This is a genomic window from Flexivirga lutea (genome assembly GCF_054778955.1).
This window is the reverse complement of sequence record NZ_BAAGZB010000002.1, coordinates 737,322-761,779: the sequence shown is the minus strand read 5'-3', so window position 1 is coordinate 761,779 and position 24,458 is coordinate 737,322. Positions and strand designations below refer to the sequence as shown.

Here is a 24,458-nt window from a genome sequence, read left to right as displayed (position 1 = left end):
CTGATGTTGAGTGGTGATGAGTCGGTCTACTTGACGCTGCCCGCCGACAGCCCGCTGCTCCAGAAGCGCTGCAGGCTCAGGAAGGCAATGATCAACGGAAGGATGGAGACGAGCGCGCCGACGATGACCAGCGTGCGCAACTCCGGGGCTTGGCCAATGGCGCTGTTCCAGGAATAGAGCCCCAGGGTCAGTGGAAAGAGTTTCTGGTCCCGCAGCATGATCAGCGGCAGGAAGAAGTTGTTCCAGATGGCGACGAACTGGAAGAGGAAGATCGTCACCAGGGCCGGCGACATCAGCCGGAGCGAAACCGTGAAGAACGTCCGCACTTCGCCGGCGCCATCCAGGCGCGCAGCTTCCAGCAGTTCGTCGGGCACACTCGCTGCCGCGAAGATGCGCGCCAGATAGACGCCGAACGGATTGACGATGCTGGGCAGGAAAACTGCCCAATAGGTGTTGGTCAATTGGATCTTGCTGAAAATCAGGAACAGCGGGAGGGCAAGTGCCGTGGAGGGTACGAGGACCCCACCCAGGATCACGTTGAAAAGTCCTTCGCGTCCGCGAAACGAGTACTTCGCGAGGGCGTAGCCGCACATCGCCGCTATCAGGGTGCCCAGGAAGGCGCCTGCGCCGGCATACACGATGCTGTTGACGATCCAGTGGACGAAGACGTTGCCGTCATACGTGAACAGCTGTCGAAGATTGGTCAGCAGATTGGCGAAGCCGTCCGGCGTGAACCACAGGGCCGCGGTCGACGTCAGCTGCCCACGAGTCTTGGTCGCCGACACGAGGAGCCACCAGACCGGCAGCAGGAAGTAGACGGTGAAGACTCCCATCACCAGCATTGCGCTGGCCCGCGACAAGGTGTTGCTCTGCGCGATGTGGCGTCCCGGCCGCTCTGTGCGGGCCGATGTGCGAGGGGCTTCGGTGGTCGTCATGCGAAGGCCCTTCGCTGGGTGAGCTTGAGAAAGGTGAAGGACAACACGAAGGTGGTCAGCGCCAGCACGACCGAGAAGGCCGCGGCGAGGCTGTAGTCAGGGACCGACGCGGTGGTGTAGACCGCGAGGTTCGGTGTGTAGGTGCTGCTGATCGACGTGCTGAAACTACGCAGCGTTTGCGGCTCGGCCAGCAATTGCAGGGTTCCGATGATCGAGAAAACCGCAGTGAGAATGATTGCCGGTGTCACCAACGGGATCTTGATACGCCAGGCGATCTGCCACTGGTTGGCTCCATCAAGTCTGGCCGCTTCGTAGATCTCCTGCGGAATGGCCAGCAGCGCCGAGTAGATGATCAGCATGTTGTATCCGACGTACACCCAGGTGACGATGTTCGCGATCGACCACAGCACCAAACCGCCGGACAGCAGATTGAGGTTGTCGGAGATTATCGGAATGGGCGACAGCGACGGCGAATAGAAGAAGCCCCACATGATCGCCGCGATGACCCCGGGCACCGCGTAGGGCGCGAAGAATGCCAGCCGGAAGAACTTGCGGCCGCGCAGCAGCGACGAATCCAGCAGCAGCGCGAACACGAGGGCCAGGCCCAGCATGACGGGCACTTGGACGATGCCGAAGACGAGCACCCGGAGGACGGAGGACCAGAACGCGCCGTTCTGGAAGACCGCGGAATACTGCGTCAAGCCTCCAAAAACTTGCCTCGCCGGGCCGAAAGTGCCTTGACGACGCACCGTCAGCAAGGACTGGTAGATCGCGTAGCCGACCGGTGCCAGGTAGAAGATCACGTACAGGATCGCGAAGGGAGCGATGAAGAGGCTGATCGAGCGAGTCAGGCTCCGGCCCCTGCTTCGCGCACGGGGTGCCGTCTTGAGTTCGCCTGTCGTCATGGGGACACCACCGATCCTCGGGAAGTCGAATGGGGCGCGGACCGCACCACGCGCACCGACCCGGCAGGTATGAGCACCTCACCGGTCAGGTGCTGTCCACTGAGAAGCTCGACACCTGCGGCCGGCGCCGTGACAGCGAGCTCGCCATGATTGATGAAGAACACGTAGTCCGCGTCGTCGGAGCGACGAGTGACGATCTCGACGCCGTCGCCGCCTCGCGTGCTGATGTGCGCTTGGTCGGCAACGGCACCGAGCAGGGTGCGCAGGCAGGCGGGATCGAGCGCCGTGCCGAGATACCAGGCGTGACCGTGGCCGACATCGTGCCGGGTGACCGCCGGATCTCCCGGCACCGGACCATCCGTGAACGATGTCACGGCCGTCGCGCCGGCGAGCACGATGTGTTCCGCCCACATGCTTGCGGTGGAGTCGTCGTCCAGGGTGATCGATTCGCCGGCCGCCAACGGGAAGAATTCGTCCACCCGTATGCCGAGCAGTTCGCGGAAGGCGCCGGGATAACCGCCCAGGCGGATGCGGTCGTCCTGATCCACGATGCCGCTGAAGAAGCTGATGACGGCTGTTCCTCCGTCGGCGACGAATCGCGCCACGGCTTCGGCGGCGGAGTCCGACACCAGGTAAAGGCATGGGACCAACACCAGGCGATAAGCGCTGAGATCGGCGGATGGTTCCACGACGTCGGTGGTGATGCCCACCTCCCACATGGCCCGATACATCCGGTGCACCTGGTCCAGATAGCGCACGTCTTCGCTGGGGCGCGAGTCCATGTCGCACGCCCACCACGCCTCCCAGCTGAACAGAATGGCGACGTCCGCGACCACGCGGCTGCCGGTGACCGGAGCGAGCGTGTCCAAGGCGTGGCCGAGCTCGATCACTTCGTGCCACTTGCGGCTCGTCGTTCCGGCGTGCGGCACCAGACCGGAGTGGAACTTCTCGACGCCCTGGGCGGATGCTCGCCATTGGAAGAAGCAGATCCCGTCGGCACCTCGGGCGACGTGCGTCAACGAGTTGCGCAACATCTCTCCAGGTGCCTTGGACAGGTTGCGCGGCTGCCAGTTGACCGCGCCACTGGCCTGCTCCATCAGCATCCACGGACGCCCGCCCGCCAGTCCCCTCGTCAGGTCGGCGGCGAAGGCAAGTTCCTGGTGCGGTGCGGCCAGTCGATGGTCGAGGTAATGGTCGTTCGCAACCAGGTCGACGTCATCCACCCACTGCCAGTAGTTCTGGCTGCGGATGTGCGCCGTCACCATGAAATTGGTGGTCACCGGACGGTCGCTCAACCCGCGCAACACTGCAGCCTCCGAGCGGAAGACCTCGAGCAGTTCATCGGAGCTGAATCGCGCGAAGTCGAGTGCCTGCGTCGGGTTACCCGCGGACAACGTCTGCCGTGGCGGCAGGACCTCGTCCCAGTTCCCGTACTGCTGGCTCCACACGCTCGTTCCCCAGGCGCGGTTGAGGGCCGCGACGTCGCCATACCGGCGCTGCAGCCACCCGCGGAAGGCCTGCGCCGACACGTCGCAGAAGCACGCGGCGTTGTGGCAGCCGAGTTCGTTGGACACGTGCCACAACCGCAGCGCCGGATGCTCGCCGTAACGAGTCGCCACCGCAGTGGTCAGCCGGCGCGCATACTCGCGGAAGACCGGTGAACTCGGACACCAGGCCTGGCGACCCCCGGGCCAGTAACGCGTTCCGTCCTTACCCACCGGCAGGATTTCCGGGTGCAGCCGGGTGAGCCACGGCGGTGGCGACGCGGTGCCGTTGCCCAGGTTGACTGCGATGCCTGCCGCGTCCAGCAGATCCATGATCTCGTCCAACTCGGTGAAGTCGAAATCGCCGGGTCGCGGCTCCAGGCGGGACCAGCCGAACACGTTGATCGCCACGATCCCGACGCCTGCTTCGCGCATCAACCGCACGTCCTGCGCCCACACCTCAGGTGCCCATTGCTCGGGGTTGTAGTCGCAGCCCAGCGCTATCCCGGCTCGGGCGGGCAGGCCTGCAGCACGTAACTCGGGAAGCGCGGTCCTGGTCATCCACAGCTCATTTCGGTGGCCATGTTGGGAACGTTCCCAATTTTGGATTGGTGATCTGGATCACAAATCTGGGAACGTTCACAAGGTAGGCACGGTTGATCGTCCTGTCAAGCTAAAGTTGTCGGGTGAGTGCTTCGGCCCGGCGTCCGCGACAGGCGACCATCAACGACGTCGCCCGGGAGGCGGGCGTTTCGCGTGGCACCGTCTCGCGGGTCATCAATCGCGAGCCGTACGTGTCCCGGCATGCCGCGAAGCTCGTGGAGGCGGCCATTGCTCGAGTCGGCTACGCGCCAAACACGGTGGCGCGCAACTTGAAGACCAAGCGCTCTCACGCCGTCGCGCTGGTGGTGCACGAGCCGCATTCATTGTTTCTGGAGGACCCGAACATCGGCGCCATCCTGCTCGGCACCAACTCCGTGCTGTCCGAGGCGGATCACCAACTCGTGTCGCTGATCATCGACTCGCCGCGGGACAGCGACCGCGTCGCCGACTACCTGCGAGGGGGCTTCGCCGACGGCGTGATCATCATCTCGGCGCGTGCCGGGGACCCGATCGGTTGCGCCGTGGCGAAGATGGGCATACCGGCCGCCTTCGTCGGCCATCCCCCGGGCATCGACGGCATCCCGTTCGTCGGCATCGACAACGTTGCGGCGTCACGAGCGATCACCGAACGGCTGGTGGCAACCGGCCGCCGCAGGATCGGGATGATCGCAAGTGCGTTGGACCGGGATTCGGGGCGCGACCGACTGCTGGGATTCCAGCAGGCCCTTGGTGACCGGTTCGATCCCGTGCTGGTGGTGGACTACCCGCTCTACGCGCACGGCAGTGGGGTGGACGGGATGCGGGAGTTGCTGGAACGAGCCCCCGACATCGATGGTGTGTTCGCGGCCTCGGACGCGATCGCCGCCGGGGCCTTGGACATTCTGCACAGCAAAGGTCGGCGCGTGCCCGATGACGTCGGAGTCGTCGGATTCGACGACAGCGCGTGGGCGTTGCGCTGCCGACCCGCCTTGTCCACGGTGCGGCAGCCGGCCAACCTGCTCGGTCAGGCGGCCGCTCGCGCCGTGCTCGGCCAACTCACTGCGGGCGAGCCCGCGGCAGAAGGGCTCATTCTGGACACCGAGGTCGTATGGCGTCAGTCGGCATGACGACGCGCGCTCCGATGCGGCAGGCCACCGCTGCTGGCATCACACAAATGTTCGTCGGTGTCTGGAGTTGCCCCGATGCGCTAACGCGGCCGCGACGGTCTGCGCTGATGCGGTGAGGGACGACACCAGCGGGATCGCTCCCGGAACACGATGGGCGTCCCGGCCACCGACGTAGACCGTTTCGACCTCGGCAGCGAGCAAAGCGCGGACCGCGGCGTGGGCGCGCTCGATGTCGGTGGTGCACGCAACACCGATGACGGCGGCGTCCGGCTGCCACACCTCGGCCAGGCGTGTCCAGCACGACTCGGGCACGTCGGCGCCGACATACAGCACCTGCGTCCCCAGGCGCTGCAGTAGTAGTGCGAAGGCCAGGGCGGGCAGCTCGTGGCGGTTGGCGGCCGGCAGGCCGACCACCACGCGAGGGCCACGCGCCGGCGTGGTGTCGAACAGCGCGGACAGTTTGCGCATCACTGCGGCGCTGACCAGATGCTCGGAGACGACGTCCAATTCGCCGGACTCCCAGGAGCGTCCGACTTCGTGCATGCTCGGCACTAGCCAAGCGTCGACGGCTGTCTCGATCGAGGTGACGGCGAAGGCTTCATCCAGGATCCGTCGCAATGCGTCGTTGTCCAACGCCGCTCCCGCGCGCGCCAGGGCCGTCACGTCCTGGAGCGGGGCCTCGGGAACGCCGGCCGACGTCTGCGAAGAATGGCTGGCCGGCGAAGCAGCCAGCTGCGCCGCACGCCGTGGTGGCACGCCGGAGTCCACGAGAGCTCGCATGCGCTGGAGTGTCTCCAGGTCGCGCTCGTCGTACTGCCGGTACGACGATGCGGTGCGGCCGGGCCGGACGACGCCGTAGCGGTTCTCCCAGGCCCGCAACGTCACTGCGGGAACGCCGGTGAGCTCGGCGACCTCACCGATCGTGTACGTCATGCGCTGAGCTTACCTTCGACGAAACCTTTTACAAAGAGCCGATTTTGCGTAAGCTACCGACATGCCCATCCAGCGGAACTCCGTCGGCCGACGTGACACGAGCGGTAACCGGGCGTGTCACCTGCCGGAAGCTGCGGGCGTCGCGGTGCAGCCGACCGCGGCCGGTGAGCCGCGATCACGAGGCGAGCGGTGGGGCGCTCTGCTGGTGCGATGTGCTCGCGGCGACGTCGCGGCACTCGGTGCCCTGTATGACGACACGGTCGGCTGGTCCTATCCGCTCGTCCACCAGGCCGCGACGGATGTAACCACGGCCGAGTCGCTCGCGAAGGACTTCTACCTGCAGATCTGGCAGGACAGCGCGCTGTTCCGGCCCGGCACGGACAGTGCGGTGGCCTGGATACTGCAGCGGCTCGGTCGCCATCTGAGGCCCGATTCGAAGGCATCGCGGTGATGTCGACGGTCTTGTGGCTGCGGCGCGACCTGCGCCGCAGCGACCACCCGGCCCTGCAGGCGGCAGCGGCCGATGGGCCGGTGCTGCCGGTGTTCGTCATCGAACCGCGGCTGTGGGAAGCCGCCGGCCCGGTGCGACGTGGTTGGCTCGCCGCCTCGGTGCTGGCCGCCCGGGAGGCGTTCGACGGCCGCCTCTGCGTGCGCGCCGGCCGGCCCGACACGGTCTTGCCGGCCCTGTGCGAAGAGCACGAGGCGCATGCCGTGCACCACAGCCGGGAGACCACTCCCTGGGCGATCCGACGCGACGACCGAGTGGCCGCGACGCTGCACGAACGCGACATCGACTTGGTGGCGACCGGCACGCCATACGCCGTCGGCCCCGGCCTGGTGACCCGCGAGAACGGCCAGCCCTACAAGGTTTTCACGCCGTTCTCCCGCGCCTGGCGGTCGCACGGCTGGCCCGCGCCGGCACCCGCCCCCCAGGATCTGCAGCTGATCGACGGTGCCGACGAACCCGACGCGCTCGCCCTGTTGGAGCACGCCGTACGGGAGTGCCCGGTGCCGCTGCCGGACGCCGGTGAGCACGCGGCGCGGGCACGCTGGGCGGAGTTCCTGCAGGACTCGATCGATCGGTATGACGAGGACCGCGACCGGCCGGACCTCGACGGCACCAGCCGGCTGTCGCCGCACCTGAAGGTCGGTGCGCTCCATCCGCGGACCCTGCTGCACGACCTGGGCCGCCGCCGGAGCCGGTCGGCCGAGCGCTTCCGCACCGAGCTCGCCTGGCGTGAGTTCTACGCCGACGTGCTGTGGCAGGCGCCCGAAAGTGCTTGGCACGACATGACGTCCGGCATGTCGCCGTTGTACGACGCCCCGGCCGACACCCGGCGCGACACGGGTAGCGACACCGATGGCGCTGGCGATGGCGAGGAGCTGGTGCGTGCCTGGCAGGAGGGCCGGACCGGCTATCCGCTGGTGGACGCCGGTATGCGGCAGCTCAACGCGACCGGGTGGATGCACAACCGGGTCCGCATGGTGACGGCGAGCTTCTTCACCAAGGACCTGCACCGGTGGTGGGGTGAGGGCGCCCGCTATTTCATGGAGCGCCTCATCGACGGCGACCTGGCCTCGAACAACCACGGCTGGCAATGGGTCGCCGGCACCGGCACCGACGCCGCCCCGTTCCACCGGGTCTTCAACCCGGTGCGGCAGGGGGAGCGGTTCGACCCTGACGGCGACTACGTGCGCGAGTGGGTGCCGGAGTTGCGGCACCTGACCGGCGCGGACGTGCATGCGCCGTGGAAGCACCCGGAAGGCCACGCGCACGGATACCCTGCGCCGGTCGTGGATCACGACCACGAACGCCGCGACGCGCTCGGGCGCTACGAGCACGTGCGGGCCGCCAGAGCCGGCCGGGGAGGCCGGCGATGAGGACGCGGACAGCTCTGCTCACCGGGACGTCCTCAGGCATGGGCCTGCACGCCGCCGTCGAATTGGCTCGTCGCGGTGTCGTCGTGCTGGCGTCGATGCGTGACCCGCGCAGAGCGGGCCGGCTGGAGGAAGTGGCGGAGCGGATGGGTGTCCGAGTCACCGTCTGCCCACTGGATGTGACCGGAGCCAATGTCGAGCGTCAGCTGCAGCAGATCATCCAGCGTTACGGGGAGATCGACATCCTGGTGAACAACGCCGGTCGCGGCAGCGTCGGCACCGCCGAGGACCTGACGATGGCCCAGATCCGTGCTCAGCTGGAAGTCAACTATCTGGGGCCGGTGCGGCTGACGAAGATACTGCTGCCGCGCATGCGAGAGCTGGGCAGTGGGACGATCCTCACCGTGACCAGCGTCGGCGGCGTGGTCGGGCAGCCGTTCGCGGATGCTTACTGTGGCGCCAAATTCGCCGTCGAGGGTTTCATGCAGTCGTTGTCGACCGTGGCTGCGCAGTTCGGTGTGCGGGTCGGTGTGATCGAGCCGGCGGCCGTGGCCAGCTCGTTCGTGGCAAGTATCGGCCAAGCCGCCGCCACCGGGCCCTATGAAGAGTTGCTCGCCGCGTACCTGGCACGGACGCGACGAGCGTTCCATTCCGCGCAGAGCGAGGTCGATGCGGGTTACCAGATCGCCGACGCTGCGCTCAGCGAGGACTTCGTCTTTCGCCGGCAGACGTCCGATGCGGCACGCCGGTTCGCCGCCATGTCGCTGGGCGATCTGGACGGTTCACGCGTGTGGTCCGCCACGAAGCCGTGGATCCAGCCGGGTGGTGAGACCGCATGACGGAGCGATCGGCACCGGGCGACGCGCCACCGCGGCGTCGACGCACGCACCGGTTGACCCTGGGCGACCCCGAGGTCCAGGAGTTCTGGGCTGAGCGTCATCTCGCGACCCTGACGACGCTGACATCCGACGGTCGACCGCACACCGTCCCGGTGGCGCCTGTGCTCGACGCGGGCAACGGGTCGCTGTGGATCCTGACCTCGCGCCGGTCCCGGAAGGTGCGTAACGTGAGCGAGGCTGGCGACGCGCCTTGGGTCGCGGTGTGCCAGGTCGACGGGCGTCGCTGGTGCACCGTCGAAGGAACAGCTCGGGTGCTGACGGACACGGAGTCGGTGCGCACCGCCGAGGAGGCCTATGCCCGGAGGTTCCGTGTTCCCCGGCCGAACCCGGAGCGGATCGTGCTGTCGATCACCGTTCATCACCTGATGGGCAGCCTGCAGTGACCGACCCGCCGGAGTATGACGTCAACCCCGAGGTAACCCGCCGATACCCATCCGCCACCCCAAGGAGCCACACCATGCACGCAGATTCGTCCCGTCCCACGACCAACGCCGTCCCCGCCGGACGCGTGCTGGTCCTGGATGAGCGATTCGTCAACTCCCTCGACGCCGCGCAGCTGCGGGACTACCTCGACATCCTGACGCGAGCAGCGTCCGGCGCGCATCCGGACGTCGATGAACTGGCGAACCTGCTGAGCGACGAGTTCGACGACCTCGCGCTGCCGATGCCGCCGGTGCAGGTCAAGATGATCGCCGAGCAGCTCTTCGGGGTACAGGACGCCAGGCTGGACATCGTCACCACAGGCGGTGATCTGCTCGCCCAGAAGGACGGCGTCGTTGGCGTGCCTGAGCGACCCGGCTCGGCGGGCGACCCCGAACACCCGGATCGGCCGTTCATCAGTTGAGAGCCGGCACGGATTCGATAGCCGCAGGGAGGCAGAGCAGTGAACCATGAACCGGGCGAGGCACCGGTCGACTGTGCGGCGGGAGCGAGAGGTTGGCGCGCACGACTCGACGCCGAGTTGGACCGGTTCGTCGCCGACGGCCTGCGCTGCGCGACAGGACAGAGTGCCGATACGCACGAGCTGTGGCAGCAACTCGGCCGAGCGGGCCGCGGCGGCAAGAAGCTGCGATCGGCACTGCTGTTCGCGGCGTACGAGTGCTGCGGCGGCGGTGATGGTGAGGCGGTCGCCCGCGTCGGTGCTGCGGTGGAGTTGCTGCACACCGCGTTGGTGATCCACGACGACGTCATCGACCGGGATGTCGTGCGGCGCGGATCGGCCAACGTGTCCGGTGTCTTTGCCGACACGGCACGGGTGCGTGGCGCGCGCGAGGACGGCGCGGTCACTCTCGGCGTCGCGGCCGGCATACTCGCTGGAGACCTTGCACTGGCCCGCGCCATACAGCTGGTGGCGCTGTGTGGCGCAGACCCTGCAACGACGCGTGCGCTGCTGGCGTTGGTGGAGGATGCGGTGCGGGTCAGTGCCGCCGGAGAACTCGACGACGTCGCCGCCGGTGTGTGCCGCGCTCCGACACCCACCCTCGAGCAGGTCCTCGCGATCGCCGAGCAGAAGACTGCGTGGTATTCGTTCCGCTTCCCGCTGCAGGCCGGCGCAGTGCTCGCCGGCGCGCCCCGAGCAAGCGTCGACCAGCTCGCGGAGGTCGGTCGTCTCGCCGGCATCGGTTTCCAGCTCGCCGACGACCTCCGCGGCGTGTTCGGGGACGAATCCGACACCGGCAAGAGCGCGCTGAGTGACCTGCGCGAGGGAAAGTTCACCGCGCTCATCGCGCACGCGCGGACGACCCCTGCCTGGGACGCGTTGGCGCCGCACATCGGAGACGCCGCGCTGGACGCGGGAGCCGCCGAGACGGTGCGCGAGCTGCTCGAGAGCTGCGGATCGCGACGTTTCGTCGAAGGACTCGCCGAGCAGCACCTGACGCGTGCTGTGGACACGGCGGAGCGTATCGGCCTCGATCCGGCGCTGCTGGCCGAGCTCACCCGGCTCAGCCGCCGCATCATGCGGAGTACTGCCGCATGACGCACCGCACGGCGAAATGGGATGCGAGGGCCAAGAAGCCTCAGTCGGCGCCACACGCCGACCCCTACCAGCAACGCACCTACGACGCGGTGGCGCAGGTCGCCGCCGCACGCATGATCAATGCCTTCTCCTCATCGTTCGGGATGGCCGCGCGACTCCTGCAGCAACCGGTGCGGGATCACGTCCGCAACATCTACGCGCTGGTCCGTCTCGCCGACGAAGTCGTGGACGGGCCGGTCGGCGTCGGCCGGCCCCAGCAGGCCGGCGTGCTGCTCGACCGGCTGCAGGCGGACACTGAGGATGCGATCAGCACCGGCTACAGCGCGAATCTGGTTGTCCACGCGTTCGCTTCCACCGCCCGGGAATGCGGCATCCGGCCGAACCTGACATCGCCCTTCTTCCGGTCGATGCGCACCGACCTCTCGGTGCGTGAGCACGACGCGGACAGCTTCGCCAGCTACGTGTACGGCTCGGCGGAAGTAGTCGGCTTGATGTGTCTGCGCGTGTTTCTCGCCCCCGTGGGCCGCGAACGCTCCCCGGTCCCAGAGCTGCTGGCCGGTCCTGCGTACGAAGAACTCGCGGCCGGAGCATGCCGGCTCGGCGCTGCGTTCCAGAAGGTGAACTTCCTGCGGGACCTGCGCGACGACTACTTCCTGCGTGGCCGCTGCTACTTCCCCGGCATCGACCCGGCGCACCTCACCGAACGCGACAAGCAGCGGATCCTGGACGATATCGACGCCGACCTGGACCATGCCGCCGCAACCGTCTCCCAGCTTCCGAACAGCAGTCGCCGGGCGGTGGCCGCTGCGCACGCGGTCTTCGCAGAGTTGTCACACCGGTTGCGCATCACACCGGCCGAGCAGCTGGTGCGGCAGCGGGTCCGGGTGCCCGGACCCACCAAGCTGCGGATCGCGCTCGCGGCCGGCATACGGCAGGGGCGAGCGTGAGCGGCGCACGGAAGGTGGTCGTCATCGGCGGCGGTGTCGCCGGTTTGGCATCGGCGGCCTTACTCGCACGTGACGGTTTCGAGGTGGAGCTGCACGAGAAGAACGCCACCGTGGGCGGCCGCGTCGGCAGCTGGACGAAGAACGGCTTCCACTTCGACACCGGCCCGTCGTGGTACCTGATGCCCGACGTCTTCGAGCACTACTTCGGACTCCTCGGTGCTGCTGCGGGCGACGAGCTGGCACTCACCCGGCTGGAGCCGGCGTACCGAGCTTTCTTCGAAGGCCACCCGGAACCGATCGACGTGCGCTCCGGCACGGCTGCGGTGACGGCGCTTTTCGACGGCATCGAGCCCGGAGCGGGCCCGCGCATCGCGTCGTATCTCGAATCCGCCCGGACGACATACGAGCTGGCGGTCCGCCGCTTCCTCTACACGACGTACCGCTCCATGGTGCCGCTGGTCCGCCGCGATGTCGTGACCCGCCTCGGCCGGCTGACGCGGATGTTGGTCCAGCCACTGGACCGTTTCATCGCCACGTATGTGCGGGATCGGCGGCTGGAGCAGATTCTCGGCTACCCGGCCGTATTCCTCGGGACCGCGCCGTCCCGTGCGCCGAGTATCTACCACCTGATGAGCCACCTCGATCTGGTCGATGGCGTCTACTACCCGCAAGGTGGCTTCCGGGCGCTGGTGGACTCGCTGGTGACGCTCGCCGAGGCGGAGGGGGTCCGCATCCACACCTCGTCCCGCGCGACCAAGATCCACACGGCCGTCCGTGCCCGTCGGTGGCGGTCCCGTGACCATCGCAGGTTTCAGGTCACCGGTGTCAGCTTCGCCGCGGGCGACGATCAGATGACCGTCGACGCCGACCTCGTGGTCGGCGCGGCGGATCTGCACCATCTGGAGACGCGACTGCTCGGTGACGCCGCCCGCAGCCGGCCCGCATCGTGGTGGTCCAGGCGCGACCCGGGCCCGGGAGCGGTGCTGGTCCTGCTCGGGGTGCGCGGGCAGGTTCCACAGTTGGCGCACCATTCGCTGTTCTTCACCCGGGATTGGGAGAAACACTTCGCCGCCATCCACCGATCGGAGGCGATCCCCGACCCCGCGTCGATCTACGTGAGTCGGACCACCGCCAGTGATGCGGCCATGGCACCGGACGGTCACGAGAACCTCTTCCTGCTGGTCCCGGTCCCCGCCGACCCGGCAATGGGACGCGGCGGTGTCGACGGCGCCGGTGACCGGGCGGTCGAGCTCGTCGCGGATGCGGCGATTCGCCAGGTGGCCGCCTGGGCGGGGGTGCCCGATCTGGCCGAGCGCATCGTCGTCCGTCGTACGATCGGCCCGCAAGACTTCGCCGACGATGTGTTCGCCTGGAGGGGTGGAGCGTTGGGACTGGCACACACCGCCCGGCAGTCCGCGTTCTTCCGCGGACGCAACAGATCACGACGGGTCGCCGGGCTGTTCTATGCCGGTCACAGCACGCTGCCCGGCATCGGCCTGCCCATGTGCCTGATCAGCGCGGAGGTCCTGCTCAAGGCGGTCCGCGGGGACGATTCCACCGGCCCGTTGGCCGCTCCGCTACCCGTGCGATCCACCGGCGGGCGAGCCGATACCGACCACGGCGGGTCGGACCGGCCGAGGCGGTGGCCGCAATGAGCCTGCGACATCTCTCCTACCTGGCCATGCTGGCGTTCTGCCTGGCCGGCACCCTCCCCCTGGAATTCGGCTACCACCTGGGAGTGCTGCACCGGCCGCTACGCCTGCTGACGACCATCGTGGTGGCATCCGCTCCCTTCGTGGCCTGGGACGTGTGGGCCACTCATGCCGGACAGTGGCATTTCGACAGCCGGCAGACGCTGCCATGGCGGGTCGGCGGGCTGCCGCTGGAGGAGATCGCCTTCTTCGTCGTCGTTCCGCTGGCGGCCATCCTCACCTATGAAGCCGTGCGTCACCTCACCGGCAGACGCCCTGCACACGGCGACAAGGCACGCCGGGAAGGATCGGTATGACGTACACGGCGCTCGCCGTCATCGCCGTCATCGCCTCGGTGTGTGTCGATCGTGTGATCACCCGCACCCGGCTGACCACCTCCAGGACCTGGTGGGCGGCCTACGCAATCCTGCTGATCTTCCAGCTGGTGACGAATGCGTGGCTGACTGGGCGGGGCATCGTCCGCTACGACGGGGACGCGATTGTGGGGACGACACGGATCACCTGGCTCGGGGACGGCCGGCTCTTCTGGGCGCCCGTGGAGGATGTCGGTTTCGGCTTCGCGCTGATCCTGCTGACCTGTGCGGTGTGGGACGCACTGGCGGGGCGTCGCCGCCGCCGTTGCGCGACATCGTGAGCGGCTTTGCAGCACGGATCAGGCAGGGTCCGCTGGACATCGGGGCTCCCGGTCCGTCGACGCGGGAGATGATGACCGGTTTCCGCTCGATCCGGGCCGATCCGCTGCGCTTCCTGTGTCGCGCACGGGAGCGGTACGGCGACCTGGTCGCGTTTCCGGTGCCCGGTCCGCCGGCCCTGCTGGTCAGCGATCCGGCCGACGTCCGCCGGGTGCTGCAGACGGGCGCCCGCAACTGGAGTAAAGACACCGTTCAGTACCGCGCGTTGGCGAGAGTGACCGGTCCTGGCCTGCTGGCCTCGGCCGAACCGAATTGGCTGGAGCATCGCCGGATGGTGGCACCCGCCTTCCATCATCAACGACTGCATTCTCTGGCGGCGCGGGTGGCGGACGCGGGTGATCGCGCCTTGGACGTGCACATCGGGTGGAGTCCACGGAGGCACACCGTCGATGTGGCCGAGGTTTGCCTGCGCATCGCGCTCGACGTGGTGGGCGATGCCATCCTGTCCACCGATCTGTCCGAGCAGGCGCATCGGTTGCTCGAGGCGACCAGCGCTGCGGCCAGACTGGTGGTGCGACTCGGGCAGTCGATCCTTCCCGAGCGGATCCCGTCCGCTCTCAACCGCCGGTTGACGACGACACGCCGCAAACTGGACGTTCTCTGTTTCGAGTTGATCGAGGCACGCCGGGCCTGCACATCGCACGGTGACGACCTGCTCGGCCTGCTGATCGAGGGGGGTCTGTCCGACCAGGAGATCCGCGACGAGCTGGTGACGATGGTCATCGCCGGGCACGAGACCGTTGCGGCGGCGCTGTCCTGGACGCTGATGCTGCTCGCCGAGCACCAGGCTGCGCAGGACGGCGTGCGCAGCGAGGTCGCCCTGCTACCCGGTGCGGTCCCGATGATGCAGACCCGGAGGGTGTTGCCGTGGACTCGGGCGGTCATCGACGAGGCGCTGCGCCTGTATCCGCCGGCGTGGGTCATCTCGCGCAGATCACGGGCGGCCGATCTCATCGGCGGCCGGGAGGTGCCGGCCGGCACGACTGCGATCATCAGCCCCTGGGTGCTGCACCGCCGCGCCGATGCATGGGACGGTCCTGAGGAGTTCCGGCCGCAGCGCTTTCGCGATGACCCGACGCCACGCACCCACTACCTGCCCTTCGGTGCAGGCCCCCGACTGTGCATCGGCCGGGACTTCGCGCTGGGTGAGATGGCCATCATCCTGAGCAGGATCGTGTCGAGATTCCGAGTCGAGCTACCCGCCGAGTGGAGCCGTCCGAGCCCGCAGGCCGACGTCGCAGTCCACCCCAGCGGCGGTATGCCGCTGTGTCTGACGCCGATCGGGTCACCACTGCCGTGACCACTGTGGTTGTCCTGCTGCTCCTGCTCGCCGGTGCATGGGCCGGCGCTCGGCAAGTGGCGAACCTGCGTGGTCTGGGCGACGAAGGCCGCACCTCCGGCACCGGCCGGATCGCGGTCGTGATCCCGGCACGCAACGAAGCCGGCACCCTGCCGGTGTTGCTGGGCTCGCTGAAACACGGCGGCAGCGCACTGGCTGAGGTCGTCGTGGTCGACGACGGGTCCACCGACGGCACTGGCGACGTCGCCTCCGCCGCCGGCGCCCGCGTGCTCGCGGTCCGGGAAGTGCCTGCCGGCTGGACCGGCAAGGCCTGGGCCTGTCAGGTGGGAGCGGATGCGACGCAGGCGGAACTCCTGCTCTTCCTTGACGCGGACACCGCCCTCGGGACCGGCGCCGTCGAGCAGCTGCTCGGTGCGCACCGCAGGTATGGCGGGCTGGTCTCGGTGCAGCCCTACCACGAGGTGCACGCACCCTACGAACAGTTGTCGGCCTACTTCAACGTGATGTCGCTGATGGGTAGCGGAGAGTTCGCGCATCGCAGGACGCGCAGGCCGATGGCGTTCGGTCCGTGCCTGCTCACGTCACGGGCGGACTACCAGAGCTCCGGCGGCCACGAGGCGATCCGCGGCGCCATACTCGACGATGTGGAGTTAGCGGCCGCCTACGCGCGCGCCGGTCTGCCGGTGCGATGCCTGACGGGTGGGGCGGCACTGCGGATGCGGATGTATCCGAACGGTTTCCGTCAGCTCGCCGAAGGCTGGACGAAGAACATCGCTTCCGGTGCCGGACAAGCGGCGCCCGCTGCCCGGGCCGGCGCCGCGGCATGGGTCATCTGCCACTTCGCCGTTACCGTCGGCGTGCTGCTGACCATTCTGTCCGGTGCGAGCGGACATCGGGTGTTCGTCACTGGGCCGTGGTTCGTCTGGGTGATCGGCTGGGCCGGGCTGGGATTGCAGTTCGGGAGCATCCTGCGGCGGGTGGGGTCCTATCGGTGGTGGACGTGGGCTGTCTTCCCGGTGCCGTTGGTGGCGTTCGGTGTGCTCTTCGCGCGTTCGGTATTCCTGACCTATGCGCGCGGGTCCGTGCGGTGGCGCGGACGCGACGTCGTGATGCACTCGGAGAGCGAGTAGCCGAGGGCACCGGTGACGTCTGTTGCCGAGCGATTCACGATCGCCGGCGCCGGACGTGCGCCGACCTGTCCACTTTCGGCGACCGTTGCCGGTTGTGTACGCGTCAGCGTCCCGAGCGCGTCCACTTTCGGCGACCGTTGCCGGTTCGGTCGCACGGCTGCAGCCGGCCTCAGCGCTCGGCGGGCACGTCGTTGTCGGCGCCGGTCGGTACGTCATCACCGACATGGCGGGCGGACAGGATGTGCGCCCGCATCACTGCCTCTGCCCACTCGCCGTCGCGGACACGCGCCGCGGTGATCAGATCACCGTGGTAACGCATGCTGCGCAGGAGCGAATCGTGGTCATAGGCCCGGAAGGTCCGGGTGACGAGGACCGGTCGCATCAGTGCGCCGATGGCAAGGCCGAGGTGCCTGTTACCGCAGCGCTCGATGAACAACGTGTGGAACGCGTTGTTCAGTGACGTCAGCTCTGCGCGGTCGTGCCCCGAGCCGACGATGTCGAGCATCCGCTCGTGCAGATCCAGCAGCCGGGCGAGGTCGGACGCGTCCATGCGCTCGACTGCCAGTCGCGCGGCGACGGGTTCGAGCTCGGCGCGTAACGTGTACAGCTCGCGGTTGTCCTTTTCGGTTACGGACACCACCTGGGCGCCGCGATTGGGGACCACGTCCACCATGCCTTCGGCTGCCAGGCGACGCACGGCTTCGCGGACCGGGGTTCGGCTGACGCCGATGTCCGCCGCCAGAGCCTGTTCGGGCAGGCGTGCCCCAGCGGCCAACCTGCCGTCGTAGATCCGTTCCAGGACAGCTTCATACGCGCGTTCGGCCGCGTCGCGGGAATCACTGGACATGCACAGACACCGTTTCCCGGACCTTTCCGATCAGTCAGCCCGTCGTGCAGGGCCGATCCGGTGGACTCGTTGTCAGAGCAACGGCCAGCCGGCTGCGGCCAAATCCTGCCGAGAGCCTCCCCGCGTGACGAACGACGTCGAGGGTATCCCAGTGAGTCGTTCGCTGAGTTCGACCACACGTAGGTAGGCCCTCAGGTCGATCCCCGTTCGCACCCCCAGGCCGTCGCAGAGATGCACGAGGTCCTCCATCGGTGCGTTGCCCAGGACCGTGGGGTCTCCCGGGAACCACAGGTCGCCCCCCAGGCCGGCGAACGACCCCTCCAGGAAGTGAGCCCCGGCCAACAGGGCGGCGAGTGCGTTCGCCGGTGCGAAACCGTTGCGATTGTGCAGGTGGACACCCACGTCCAGCCCCGGGTATGCCGCCCTGGTGGCGGCGACCCCGTCATGGATCTCGCCGGGATGTTCCTGACCGGAGGTCGCGGCCAGGTAGACGCCGCGGGCTCCGCTGTCGACAGCGGCGGCGACGACCCGCTCACGATCGGCTGCTGGGATCGGACCCCGTGCCGGCGCGAAGAAGGCGCATGCCACGGCGACCAGCAGGCGGGCCTCGGCCCGCTCGGCGACCGCAGCGATGGCGGGCAGCTCCGCGAGCAGTTCGCAGATGCTGCGTCGCTGATTGCGGCGGGCCACTTCCTCGTCGGCGGGTATGACGACGACCAGTTCGTCCAAGCCACAGTCGGCGGCGCGTTCGGCGCCGCGCAGGTTCGGCACCAGGCCGCGATAAGTGATTCCCTCCGGACGCGGAACCGCCGCCATGACGGCGGCAGCGTCGGCCAGCTGGGGAAGCACCTTCGGGTGCGCGAACGAGACCGCCTCGATGGTCGTCACTCCGGCGGCGATGAGCAGGTCGACGATCGCCACCTTGTCCTGCGTCCGCAGCGGCTCCGAGATGGCCTGCAGTCCGTCTCGCAATCCGACGTCGACGAGCCGGACCGACTGCGGTAGCGCGAGTGACATCAGATCGATCCTTCCGCCCGCAGCGTCTGGAGCTCGTCCGCACCGATGCCGAGCTCAGCCAGCACCTCGGCAGTGTGCTGGCCCAGCTCGGGGCCGGGCCAACCGACCTCGCCGACGGTGCGAGACAACCGGGGGAAGACGTTCTGCATCGCGAGATCGCCGAGCACCGGGTGCTCGACCCGGGTGATGGTCTCCCGGGCGGCGAAGTGCGGGTCGGTCAACATGTCCACCGGGCGGAAGATTTTGCCGACCGGAACGGATGCCTCGATCAGCGTGGCCTCCAAGGCGTCCGCGGACAGAGTCGCGGTCCACTCGGCGATGAGATCATCCAGCTCCTGCTGATGCTCTCCGCGAGAGCCGTGGGTCGCATACCGCGCATCGGTGGCGAGCTCCGCGCGCCCCATCGCCTCGGCCAGTCGCGTCCAGACGGTGTCCTGGTTCGCCGCGATCAGCATCCACGTGCCGTCGGCGGTCGGATAGACGTTGCTCGGTGCGACGTTCGGCAGGACGGCCCCGGTCCGCTCTCGCTGATAACCGGTGATCTGCCACTCTGGGACGAGGGACTCCATGACTCCGAGGACGGCCTCATAAATCGCGGAGTCCACGATCTGACCACGGCCGCTGCGTTGCCGCTCCTGAAGCGCAGCCAGCGCGCCGATCGTGGCGAACAGAGCGGCCAGCGTGTCGCCGATCGAGATGCCGGTGCGGGACGGTGGCGTCGAGGGATCACCGACGACATACCGCAGACCGCCCATGGCCTCGCCGATCGAGCCGTAGCCCGGACGATCGGCATACGGCCCCTGCTGCCCGAATCCGGAGACCCGAGCCATGACCAGGCCCGGGTTCAGCTCGCTCAACCGGTCGTATCCCAGGCCCCAGCGCTCCATCGTGCCGGGGCGGAAGTTCTCCACCAGGATGTCGGCACCGGCGATGAGCTTCCGAGCGAGATGCTGGCCGCGTGGTGAGCGCAGGTTGATAGTGACCGAGCGCTTGTTGCGTCCGACGATCGACCACCACAGCGACTGGCCCTGCGGACGTTGACGACCCCACTGCCGCAGCGGATCTCCGCGGCCCGGGTCCTCGATCTTGACCACGTCCGCGCCGAGGTCACCGAGCAATTGGCCGCAGAACGGGCCGGCGAGCAGCTGACCGACTTCGACGACGCGAACACCGGCGAGCGGACCGCCGCGGCTCGGCTCGGGGGACGTGCTCTCCGGGGTCTGTGCACGCACGACATCCTCCAACAGCGGGTAAGGGCGATCACGGACGACTTCATTGCATGCAATCGCGCATAAAAAGATGAGCGTAGCACCGGTAATTACGAAACCATGCCGATGATTGTATGCAATATGCTTGACCCGTCGAAATGTCAGACCTACTGTGATCTCCATCACTCGAGCGGCGGTCTCCACTGGCTGAAGGTGGCGCCGTTCGGCCGTTCCTCGGATCTGCCCCGCACCTCGGTGCCGAACAGGAGTACCCATGACTTACCGACTCGGTGTGGACGTTGGGGGAACGTTCACCGACGTACTGCTGATCAACGAGGACACCGGGGAGACCTTCCGCGAGAAGACCGTGTCGACGCCCGCGGATCAGTCGGTTGGCGTGCTGCGGGGCATCTCCGCCGCCTGCCGGACAGCCGGGGTCGACCCCTCCCAGATCCGCGAGGTGCTGCACGGCACCACCGTCGCAACGAACGCCATCCTGGAGAAGAAGGGTGCGCGCGTCGGCCTGGTGACGACCCAGGGATTCCGGCAGGTGCTGCAGATCGCCCGGTCGTTCGTGCCCGGAGGGCTCGCCGGCTGGATCATCTGGCCGAAGCCGGAACCGCTGGCGGCGCTGGAGGACACCGTCGAGGTGATCGAGCGGATCGACAGGAACGGCGCCGTGGTGACGGTCCTCGACGAGGACGACGTCCGCACCAAGATCCGGAGGCTGAAGACACAAGGCATCGAGGCGCTCAGCATCAGCCTGCTGCACTCGTATGTCAACGATGCGCACGAGCGCCGGGTGGCGGCGATCGCTGCGGAGGAACTGGACGGGATCCCGATCTCCCGGTCTTCGGCCGTGCTGCCGGAGTTGCGCGAATACGAGCGCACCCTGACGACGGTGGCGAATGCCTACGTCCAGGGTCAGGTTGCGCGTTACGTCGGCAATCTGCAGTCGCAACTGCAAAGCTCGGGTCTGGACACCGGATTGTCGATCCTGCGCAGCGACGGCGGTCTGGTGTCCGCAGACGTCGCGGCCCGGACGCCGGTCGCCCTCCTGATGTCCGGCCCCGCCGGCGGCGTGGCCGGCGCGGTCTGGGTCGCGCAGCAGGCTGGCTTCTCCGACCTACTGACCTTTGACATGGGTGGCACCTCCACCGATGTGGCACTCGTGCAGGGCCTGACACCGCGCATCGGCCGCGAGACGACGGTGGGCGATCTCACCGTGCGCGCCTCCTCGGTGGACGTGCGTACCGTCGGCGCCGGGGGCGGTTCGATCGCGCACGTCCCGCCACTCACCCAGGCGTTGCGGGTGGGGCCTCAGTCGGCCGGAGCGGAGCCCGGTCCGGCGTCATACGGTGCGGGTGGCACCGATCCGACCGTCACCGACGCCAACGTCGTCCTGGGCTACCTTCCGGCCGAGCTCGCCGGCGGCGAGATCCAGCTGGACGTCCAAGCGGCCCGCAAAGTCGTCGAGACCATCTCCACCGCAACCGGATTGGGTTCCGTGGAGGCAGCCGCAGCCGGCATCTACGACATCGTCAACGAGAACATGTACGGCGCCCTGAAGCTCGTCTCGACCCAGCAAGGTTTCGACCCACGCGACTTCGCGCTCATCGCATTCGGAGGTGCTGGACCGTTGCACGCCAACGCGCTCGGCAAGCTGACCGGTGCCTGGCCGGTGATCGTGCCACCGTCCCCGGGCGTCTTGTGCGCGTATGGCGACGCGACGACCAGCCTGCGGGACGAGTCAGTGCGCACCCTGATCCGCCGCTTCGACGAAGTCACCGCCGACGAACTCGCCGCAATTCTCGACGAACTGGCACAGGGGGCACAACAGTCGCTCCTGGCCGCCGGAGTCGCAGCCGAGGAAGTCAGCCTCACCTTCGCTGCCGACGTGCGCTACCACGGTCAGGGTTTCGAGATCCCGGTCGTCATCGACCGCGGCACGCTGGACAGCGACGGCCTGGACGGGCTGCGTGCGGCATTCGACGCCGAACACGAGCGATTGTTCAACTTCCTGCTGCGCAACGAGCACGAGCTGGTGACGGTGCGAGCGACAGCCAGCGGCCCCCGACCGAGCATGGCGCCGGTGGTGCTCGACGAGGGCTCGCCGGACGCGGCCGACGCCGCGCTGCGGCCACACCGCCTGTGGGTGGATGGCGTCGAGGTCGACGCGACGATCTACGACCGCAACCTGCTGCGGGCCGGCAATGTGATCACCGGCCCGGCGGTCGTCGTCGAGATGGACTCGACCACTCTGGTCCTTCCCGGACACGCCGCGACCGTGCACTCCAGCGGTGCCTTGCTGATCCGCCCGATCGAGCCCTGCCAGACCTCCGAGACTTCCGCGACAGGTAAGGACTGACCCATGGCCACGTTGCTCCAAACCGACGACGCTCCGTTCGAGCAGGTCGACGTCGACGTCGTGACTCTCGACCTGGTCGAGAACGCGCTGCGCAGCGCGCGTTACGAAATGGACGAGGTGCTCTTCCGCACCGCGCTCTCGCCCGGAATCCGCGAGCAGCACGACGAGTTTCCGCTCATCGGCGACCCGGAAGGGAAGATGGTGGTCGGTCAGTTCGGACTGTCGATCCCGGACTTTCTCGACAACTTCGAGGGGACCATCGAGGAGGGCGACGTCCTCCTGACGTCCGATCCGTATTCCTGCGGCGCGGCTATCAGCCATGCGAACGACTGGCTCGTGGTCATGCCGATCTACTTCGAGGGGCGGATCGTCGGCTGGGCATCACAGTTCGGGCACATGTCAGACGTCGGTGGCAAGACGCCCGCGTCGATGCCGACGGATGCCCGCACCATTTTCGAGGAAGGCGTGGTAATCCCTCCCTTCAAGCTTTACAAGAAGGGGGTGCTGGACGAGGACGCCCTCAACATCATCCTGAACCAGGTGCGTAAGCCGGACTGGAACCGCGCCGACCTCAACGGGATCGTCGCGGCCTGTCGGACGGCGTCGCGTCGAGTGCAGGAGATGTGTGCGCGTTTCGGCGTCGACACCTACACCTCGGCGCTGAGCGCTCTGCTGGACCGCAACTACCGTGCGATGAAGACACTGCTGGCTGCCGTGTTCGAGGAGGGCGTGCCCCTAACCTTCACCGACTACATCGACGACGACGGGCGCGGACACGGTCCGTACGAACTGACGATGACGATCACCCGCTCCGGCGACAAGGTGCTGATCGACCTCAGTGGTTCCTCGCCCCAGGCCGAAGGACCGATCAACTACTACATCAACGAGAACCTGATCCGGATGTTCTTCGGGATCTACCTGATCACCGTGGCCGATCCGCAAATCCTCTGGAACGACGGTTACTACCCGTTGGTGGACGTCAACATCCCCGACGACTCCTTCTGGAAGCCCAAGTACCCGGCCGCTCTCAACGGGCGCAACCATGGCATCGGCCGGCTGTTCGACCTGTTCGGTGGGTTGCTCGGACAATCGAACCCGAGCCTGCTCAACGGTGCCGGCTTCTCGTCGTCGCCGCACTTCATGTATTCCGGGAACTACACCGAAGGCGATCGTGCAGGCGAGTGGTTCCAGCTCTACTCGATCGGCTTCGGCGGCATACCCGGACGTCCGGTCGGTGACGGACCCGATGGCCACTCGTTGTGGCCGTCTTTCGTCAACATCCCGTGTGAGTACCTCGAGTCGTACTACCCGTTGCGGATCGAGCGCTGGGAGACGGTCGCTGACACCGGCGGCGCGGGTCTGCACCGAGGCGGCAACGGCGTCGACGTCGCCTACCGTTTCCTGCAGCCGGGCACCATCGCGATTCACGACGACCGGTGGCTGACCTACCCGTGGGGTGTGCTCGGTGGCGAGCCGGGTGCGCGCGGGACGAAGTGGATAGATCGTGTGGACGGGTCGCGCGAAGTGATCTCGTCCAAGGTCCACGACTTCGAGGTCGCGGCCGACGACGTGCTGCATTTCGTCACCTGGGGTGGCGGCGGCTGGGGCGATCCGTTGCAGCGGGATCCGGCGCTGGTGGCACTGGAGGTCCGCCGGGGGCTGATCTCACCGGAGGGCGCCCGACGTTACGGCGTCGTCTGCACGGCCGACGGAGTCGACGCCGACGCGACCGAAGAGCTGCGCGCGCAACTGCGGCAGAGGCGGCCGGACGAACTGCCGTTGTTCGACAAGGGTCCCGACCTCGCGACGATCCTGGCCCGCGCACAGCGGGAAACCGGTCTGCCGGCGCCCCTGCCGCCCACGAGCCGCCGATGACCGACTGGGCCGAAGGATTCGCGGGCGAGCTGCGGCCGGGACCCCGACCGGTCGTCCTGTCGATCGACCTGATGCGCGCATATTTCGAGCCGGGGTCGCCGTTCTGTCTGCCCGACCGGGCCTGCCTGGAGGCGGCCGTCGACATCGTCTCCGCAGCCCGGACAGCACGAGTGCCCGTGATTCACACCGTGGTCAAGTATGCCGCCAGCGCACTGGACGGCGGCCTCTTCGTGCGTAAGGTGCCGGCCCTGCGGCGCCTCGCCGGTGACACGCCACTGGGCCGAACGATGCCGGAGGTGCAGCCACGGGCCGACGAACTGGTGCTCGTGAAGCAATACGCCAGCGCGTTCTTCGGCACCAGTCTGGCCTCAACCCTGGCTGCGATGCGTGCAGACACCGTGGTCATCGTCGGGGTCAGCACCAGCGGATGCGTTCGCGCTTCCGCCGTCGACGCCCTCCAACACGGGTTCGTCCCGATCGTCGTCGCCGATGCCGTGGGCGACCGGGACGCTGCGGTGCACGACGCATCGCTGTACGACCTGCAGGCGAAGTATGCGCAGGTCGTCGACCTGGCCGCCGCCCGCGCGGCGATCGGCTCGGCGCCCGCCGGCAGTCCCGACAGCTGACCCGGTGCTGCGCGG

Annotated in this window: 23 protein-coding genes; 16 read left to right on the top strand and 7 right to left on the bottom strand. The window is 67.9% G+C overall.

Translation table 11 applies throughout. From position 1 onward, the window contains the following. Nucleotides 1–26 precede the first annotated feature (26 nt). The 3 genes from ACYVBN_RS09990 to ACYVBN_RS09980 are packed head-to-tail and all read right to left on the bottom strand — an operon-like array spanning nt 27 to nt 3,885. Entirely contained in the window at nt 27–935 is a 909-nt protein-coding gene (locus ACYVBN_RS09990) for a carbohydrate ABC transporter permease (protein ID WP_460600381.1), read from the bottom strand. Then, the gene (locus ACYVBN_RS09985) at nt 932–1,840 is read right to left on the bottom strand and encodes a carbohydrate ABC transporter permease (protein ID WP_460600380.1); all 909 of its coding nucleotides are present in this window, start codon (nt 1,838–1,840) and stop codon (nt 932–934) included. Before ACYVBN_RS09985 ends, ACYVBN_RS09990 begins: the two co-directional genes overlap by 4 nt. Beyond that, the gene (locus tag ACYVBN_RS09980; protein WP_460600379.1) at nt 1,837–3,885 is read right to left on the bottom strand and encodes a beta-galactosidase; all 2,049 of its coding nucleotides are present in this window, start codon (nt 3,883–3,885) and stop codon (nt 1,837–1,839) included. The genes ACYVBN_RS09985 and ACYVBN_RS09980 overlap by 4 nt, the downstream gene beginning before the upstream one ends. Before the next feature lie 125 nt (nt 3,886–4,010). On the opposite strand from ACYVBN_RS09980, the gene ACYVBN_RS09975 reads away from it, so the two are divergent. Further along, complete coding sequence (locus ACYVBN_RS09975) at nt 4,011–5,033, top strand: LacI family DNA-binding transcriptional regulator (protein WP_460600378.1); 1,023 nt, start codon at nt 4,011–4,013, stop codon at nt 5,031–5,033. A 39-nt stretch (nt 5,034–5,072) separates the two neighbouring features. Here the strand turns inward: ACYVBN_RS09975 and ACYVBN_RS09970 are convergent, their stop codons facing one another. Next, nucleotides 5,073–5,966 (bottom strand): MerR family transcriptional regulator, encoded by an 894-nt coding sequence (locus ACYVBN_RS09970; protein WP_460600377.1) that lies wholly within the window; start codon nt 5,964–5,966, stop codon nt 5,073–5,075. A 61-nt stretch (nt 5,967–6,027) separates the two neighbouring features. Here ACYVBN_RS09970 and ACYVBN_RS09965 point away from each other — a divergent pair, with 61 nt between their 5' ends. The 12 genes from ACYVBN_RS09965 to ACYVBN_RS09910 all read left to right on the top strand — a co-directional run bounded on the left by ACYVBN_RS09965 (nt 6,028) and on the right by ACYVBN_RS09910 (nt 16,502). Then, nucleotides 6,028–6,417, top strand: coding sequence for a sigma-70 family RNA polymerase sigma factor (locus ACYVBN_RS09965; RefSeq protein ID WP_460600376.1), 390 nt, complete (start codon nt 6,028–6,030; stop codon nt 6,415–6,417). Beyond that, entirely contained in the window at nt 6,417–7,847 is a 1,431-nt protein-coding gene (locus ACYVBN_RS09960; protein WP_460600375.1) for a cryptochrome/photolyase family protein, read from the top strand. Before ACYVBN_RS09965 ends, ACYVBN_RS09960 begins: the two co-directional genes overlap by 1 nt. Beyond that, nucleotides 7,844–8,683, top strand: a complete 840-nt coding sequence (locus ACYVBN_RS09955) for an SDR family NAD(P)-dependent oxidoreductase (protein ID WP_460600374.1) — start codon at nt 7,844–7,846, stop codon at nt 8,681–8,683. The genes ACYVBN_RS09960 and ACYVBN_RS09955 overlap by 4 nt, the downstream gene beginning before the upstream one ends. Further along, nucleotides 8,680–9,126: a pyridoxamine 5'-phosphate oxidase family protein gene (locus tag ACYVBN_RS09950; RefSeq protein ID WP_460600373.1), complete on the top strand. Its 447-nt coding sequence runs from the start codon at nt 8,680–8,682 to the stop codon at nt 9,124–9,126. Before ACYVBN_RS09955 ends, ACYVBN_RS09950 begins: the two co-directional genes overlap by 4 nt. Before the next feature lie 74 nt (nt 9,127–9,200). Continuing rightward, nucleotides 9,201–9,587 carry a hypothetical protein gene (locus ACYVBN_RS09945; protein WP_460600372.1) on the top strand — a complete coding sequence of 129 codons (387 nt, stop codon included), beginning with the start codon at nt 9,201–9,203 and terminating at the stop codon, nt 9,585–9,587. A gap of 39 nt (nt 9,588–9,626) precedes the next feature. Beyond that, nucleotides 9,627–10,721 carry a polyprenyl synthetase family protein gene (locus ACYVBN_RS09940; RefSeq protein ID WP_460600371.1) on the top strand — a complete coding sequence of 365 codons (1,095 nt, stop codon included), beginning with the start codon at nt 9,627–9,629 and terminating at the stop codon, nt 10,719–10,721. Then, nucleotides 10,718–11,668 (top strand): phytoene/squalene synthase family protein, encoded by a 951-nt coding sequence (locus tag ACYVBN_RS09935; RefSeq protein ID WP_460600370.1) that lies wholly within the window; start codon nt 10,718–10,720, stop codon nt 11,666–11,668. Before ACYVBN_RS09940 ends, ACYVBN_RS09935 begins: the two co-directional genes overlap by 4 nt. After that, nucleotides 11,665–13,323, top strand: coding sequence for a phytoene desaturase family protein (crtI, locus tag ACYVBN_RS09930; protein ID WP_460600369.1), 1,659 nt, complete (start codon nt 11,665–11,667; stop codon nt 13,321–13,323). Before ACYVBN_RS09935 ends, crtI begins: the two co-directional genes overlap by 4 nt. Continuing rightward, nucleotides 13,320–13,676, top strand: a complete 357-nt coding sequence (locus ACYVBN_RS09925) for a lycopene cyclase domain-containing protein (protein ID WP_460600368.1) — start codon at nt 13,320–13,322, stop codon at nt 13,674–13,676. Before crtI ends, ACYVBN_RS09925 begins: the two co-directional genes overlap by 4 nt. Then, nucleotides 13,673–14,014, top strand: a complete 342-nt coding sequence (locus ACYVBN_RS09920) for a hypothetical protein (RefSeq protein WP_460600367.1) — start codon at nt 13,673–13,675, stop codon at nt 14,012–14,014. Before ACYVBN_RS09925 ends, ACYVBN_RS09920 begins: the two co-directional genes overlap by 4 nt. Then, entirely contained in the window at nt 14,011–15,372 is a 1,362-nt protein-coding gene (locus ACYVBN_RS09915; RefSeq protein ID WP_460600366.1) for a cytochrome P450, read from the top strand. Before ACYVBN_RS09920 ends, ACYVBN_RS09915 begins: the two co-directional genes overlap by 4 nt. Then, complete coding sequence (locus ACYVBN_RS09910; RefSeq protein ID WP_460600365.1) at nt 15,369–16,502, top strand: glycosyltransferase family protein; 1,134 nt, start codon at nt 15,369–15,371, stop codon at nt 16,500–16,502. The genes ACYVBN_RS09915 and ACYVBN_RS09910 overlap by 4 nt, the downstream gene beginning before the upstream one ends. Nucleotides 16,503–16,671: 169 nt before the next feature. On the opposite strand, the gene ACYVBN_RS09905 is transcribed toward ACYVBN_RS09910, so the two are convergent. The 3 genes from ACYVBN_RS09905 to ACYVBN_RS09895 all read right to left on the bottom strand — a co-directional run bounded on the left by ACYVBN_RS09905 (nt 16,672) and on the right by ACYVBN_RS09895 (nt 19,598). Beyond that, on the bottom strand, nt 16,672–17,349 hold the full coding sequence (locus ACYVBN_RS09905) for a GntR family transcriptional regulator (RefSeq protein ID WP_460600364.1): 678 nt from the start codon (nt 17,347–17,349) through the stop codon (nt 16,672–16,674). A 72-nt stretch (nt 17,350–17,421) separates the two neighbouring features. Further along, nucleotides 17,422–18,366 (bottom strand): beta/alpha barrel domain-containing protein, encoded by a 945-nt coding sequence (locus ACYVBN_RS09900; protein WP_460600363.1) that lies wholly within the window; start codon nt 18,364–18,366, stop codon nt 17,422–17,424. Then, nucleotides 18,366–19,598, bottom strand: coding sequence for a CaiB/BaiF CoA transferase family protein (locus ACYVBN_RS09895; RefSeq protein WP_460600362.1), 1,233 nt, complete (start codon nt 19,596–19,598; stop codon nt 18,366–18,368). Before ACYVBN_RS09895 ends, ACYVBN_RS09900 begins: the two co-directional genes overlap by 1 nt. Nucleotides 19,599–19,848: 250 nt before the next feature. Here ACYVBN_RS09895 and ACYVBN_RS09890 point away from each other — a divergent pair, with 250 nt between their 5' ends. Genes ACYVBN_RS09890 through ACYVBN_RS09880 form a run of 3 tightly spaced genes read left to right on the top strand, consistent with a single transcriptional unit; the run spans nt 19,849 to nt 24,443 of the window. Beyond that, nucleotides 19,849–21,942 (top strand): hydantoinase/oxoprolinase family protein, encoded by a 2,094-nt coding sequence (locus tag ACYVBN_RS09890; RefSeq protein ID WP_460600361.1) that lies wholly within the window; start codon nt 19,849–19,851, stop codon nt 21,940–21,942. Nucleotides 21,943–21,945: 3 nt separating this feature from the next. Then, nucleotides 21,946–23,817, top strand: a complete 1,872-nt coding sequence (locus ACYVBN_RS09885; protein WP_460600360.1) for a hydantoinase B/oxoprolinase family protein — start codon at nt 21,946–21,948, stop codon at nt 23,815–23,817. Further along, a complete protein-coding gene (locus ACYVBN_RS09880) occupies nt 23,814–24,443 on the top strand; it encodes a cysteine hydrolase family protein (RefSeq protein ID WP_460600359.1) in 630 nt (209 codons plus the stop codon). The genes ACYVBN_RS09885 and ACYVBN_RS09880 overlap by 4 nt, the downstream gene beginning before the upstream one ends. Nucleotides 24,444–24,458: the final 15 nt, after the last annotated feature.

Coding starts and splice junctions, on each gene's coding strand:
- ACYVBN_RS09990 (WP_460600381.1), bottom strand. CDS start 935: ATGACGACCACCGAAGCCCCTCGCACATCGGCCCGCACAGAGCGGCCG.
- ACYVBN_RS09985 (WP_460600380.1), bottom strand. CDS start 1,840: ATGACGACAGGCGAACTCAAGACGGCACCCCGTGCGCGAAGCAGGGGC.
- ACYVBN_RS09980 (WP_460600379.1), bottom strand. CDS start 3,885: ATGACCAGGACCGCGCTTCCCGAGTTACGTGCTGCAGGCCTGCCCGCC.
- ACYVBN_RS09970 (WP_460600377.1), bottom strand. CDS start 5,966: ATGACGTACACGATCGGTGAGGTCGCCGAGCTCACCGGCGTTCCCGCA.
- ACYVBN_RS09965 (WP_460600376.1), top strand. CDS start 6,028: ATGCCCATCCAGCGGAACTCCGTCGGCCGACGTGACACGAGCGGTAAC.
- ACYVBN_RS09960 (WP_460600375.1), top strand. CDS start 6,417: ATGTCGACGGTCTTGTGGCTGCGGCGCGACCTGCGCCGCAGCGACCAC.
- ACYVBN_RS09955 (WP_460600374.1), top strand. CDS start 7,844: ATGAGGACGCGGACAGCTCTGCTCACCGGGACGTCCTCAGGCATGGGC.
- ACYVBN_RS09950 (WP_460600373.1), top strand. CDS start 8,680: ATGACGGAGCGATCGGCACCGGGCGACGCGCCACCGCGGCGTCGACGC.
- ACYVBN_RS09945 (WP_460600372.1), top strand. CDS start 9,201: ATGCACGCAGATTCGTCCCGTCCCACGACCAACGCCGTCCCCGCCGGA.
- ACYVBN_RS09935 (WP_460600370.1), top strand. CDS start 10,718: ATGACGCACCGCACGGCGAAATGGGATGCGAGGGCCAAGAAGCCTCAG.
- ACYVBN_RS09925 (WP_460600368.1), top strand. CDS start 13,320: ATGAGCCTGCGACATCTCTCCTACCTGGCCATGCTGGCGTTCTGCCTG.
- ACYVBN_RS09920 (WP_460600367.1), top strand. CDS start 13,673: ATGACGTACACGGCGCTCGCCGTCATCGCCGTCATCGCCTCGGTGTGT.
- ACYVBN_RS09905 (WP_460600364.1), bottom strand. CDS start 17,349: ATGTCCAGTGATTCCCGCGACGCGGCCGAACGCGCGTATGAAGCTGTC.
- ACYVBN_RS09900 (WP_460600363.1), bottom strand. CDS start 18,366: ATGTCACTCGCGCTACCGCAGTCGGTCCGGCTCGTCGACGTCGGATTG.
- ACYVBN_RS09890 (WP_460600361.1), top strand. CDS start 19,849: ATGACTTACCGACTCGGTGTGGACGTTGGGGGAACGTTCACCGACGTA.
- ACYVBN_RS09885 (WP_460600360.1), top strand. CDS start 21,946: ATGGCCACGTTGCTCCAAACCGACGACGCTCCGTTCGAGCAGGTCGAC.
- ACYVBN_RS09880 (WP_460600359.1), top strand. CDS start 23,814: ATGACCGACTGGGCCGAAGGATTCGCGGGCGAGCTGCGGCCGGGACCC.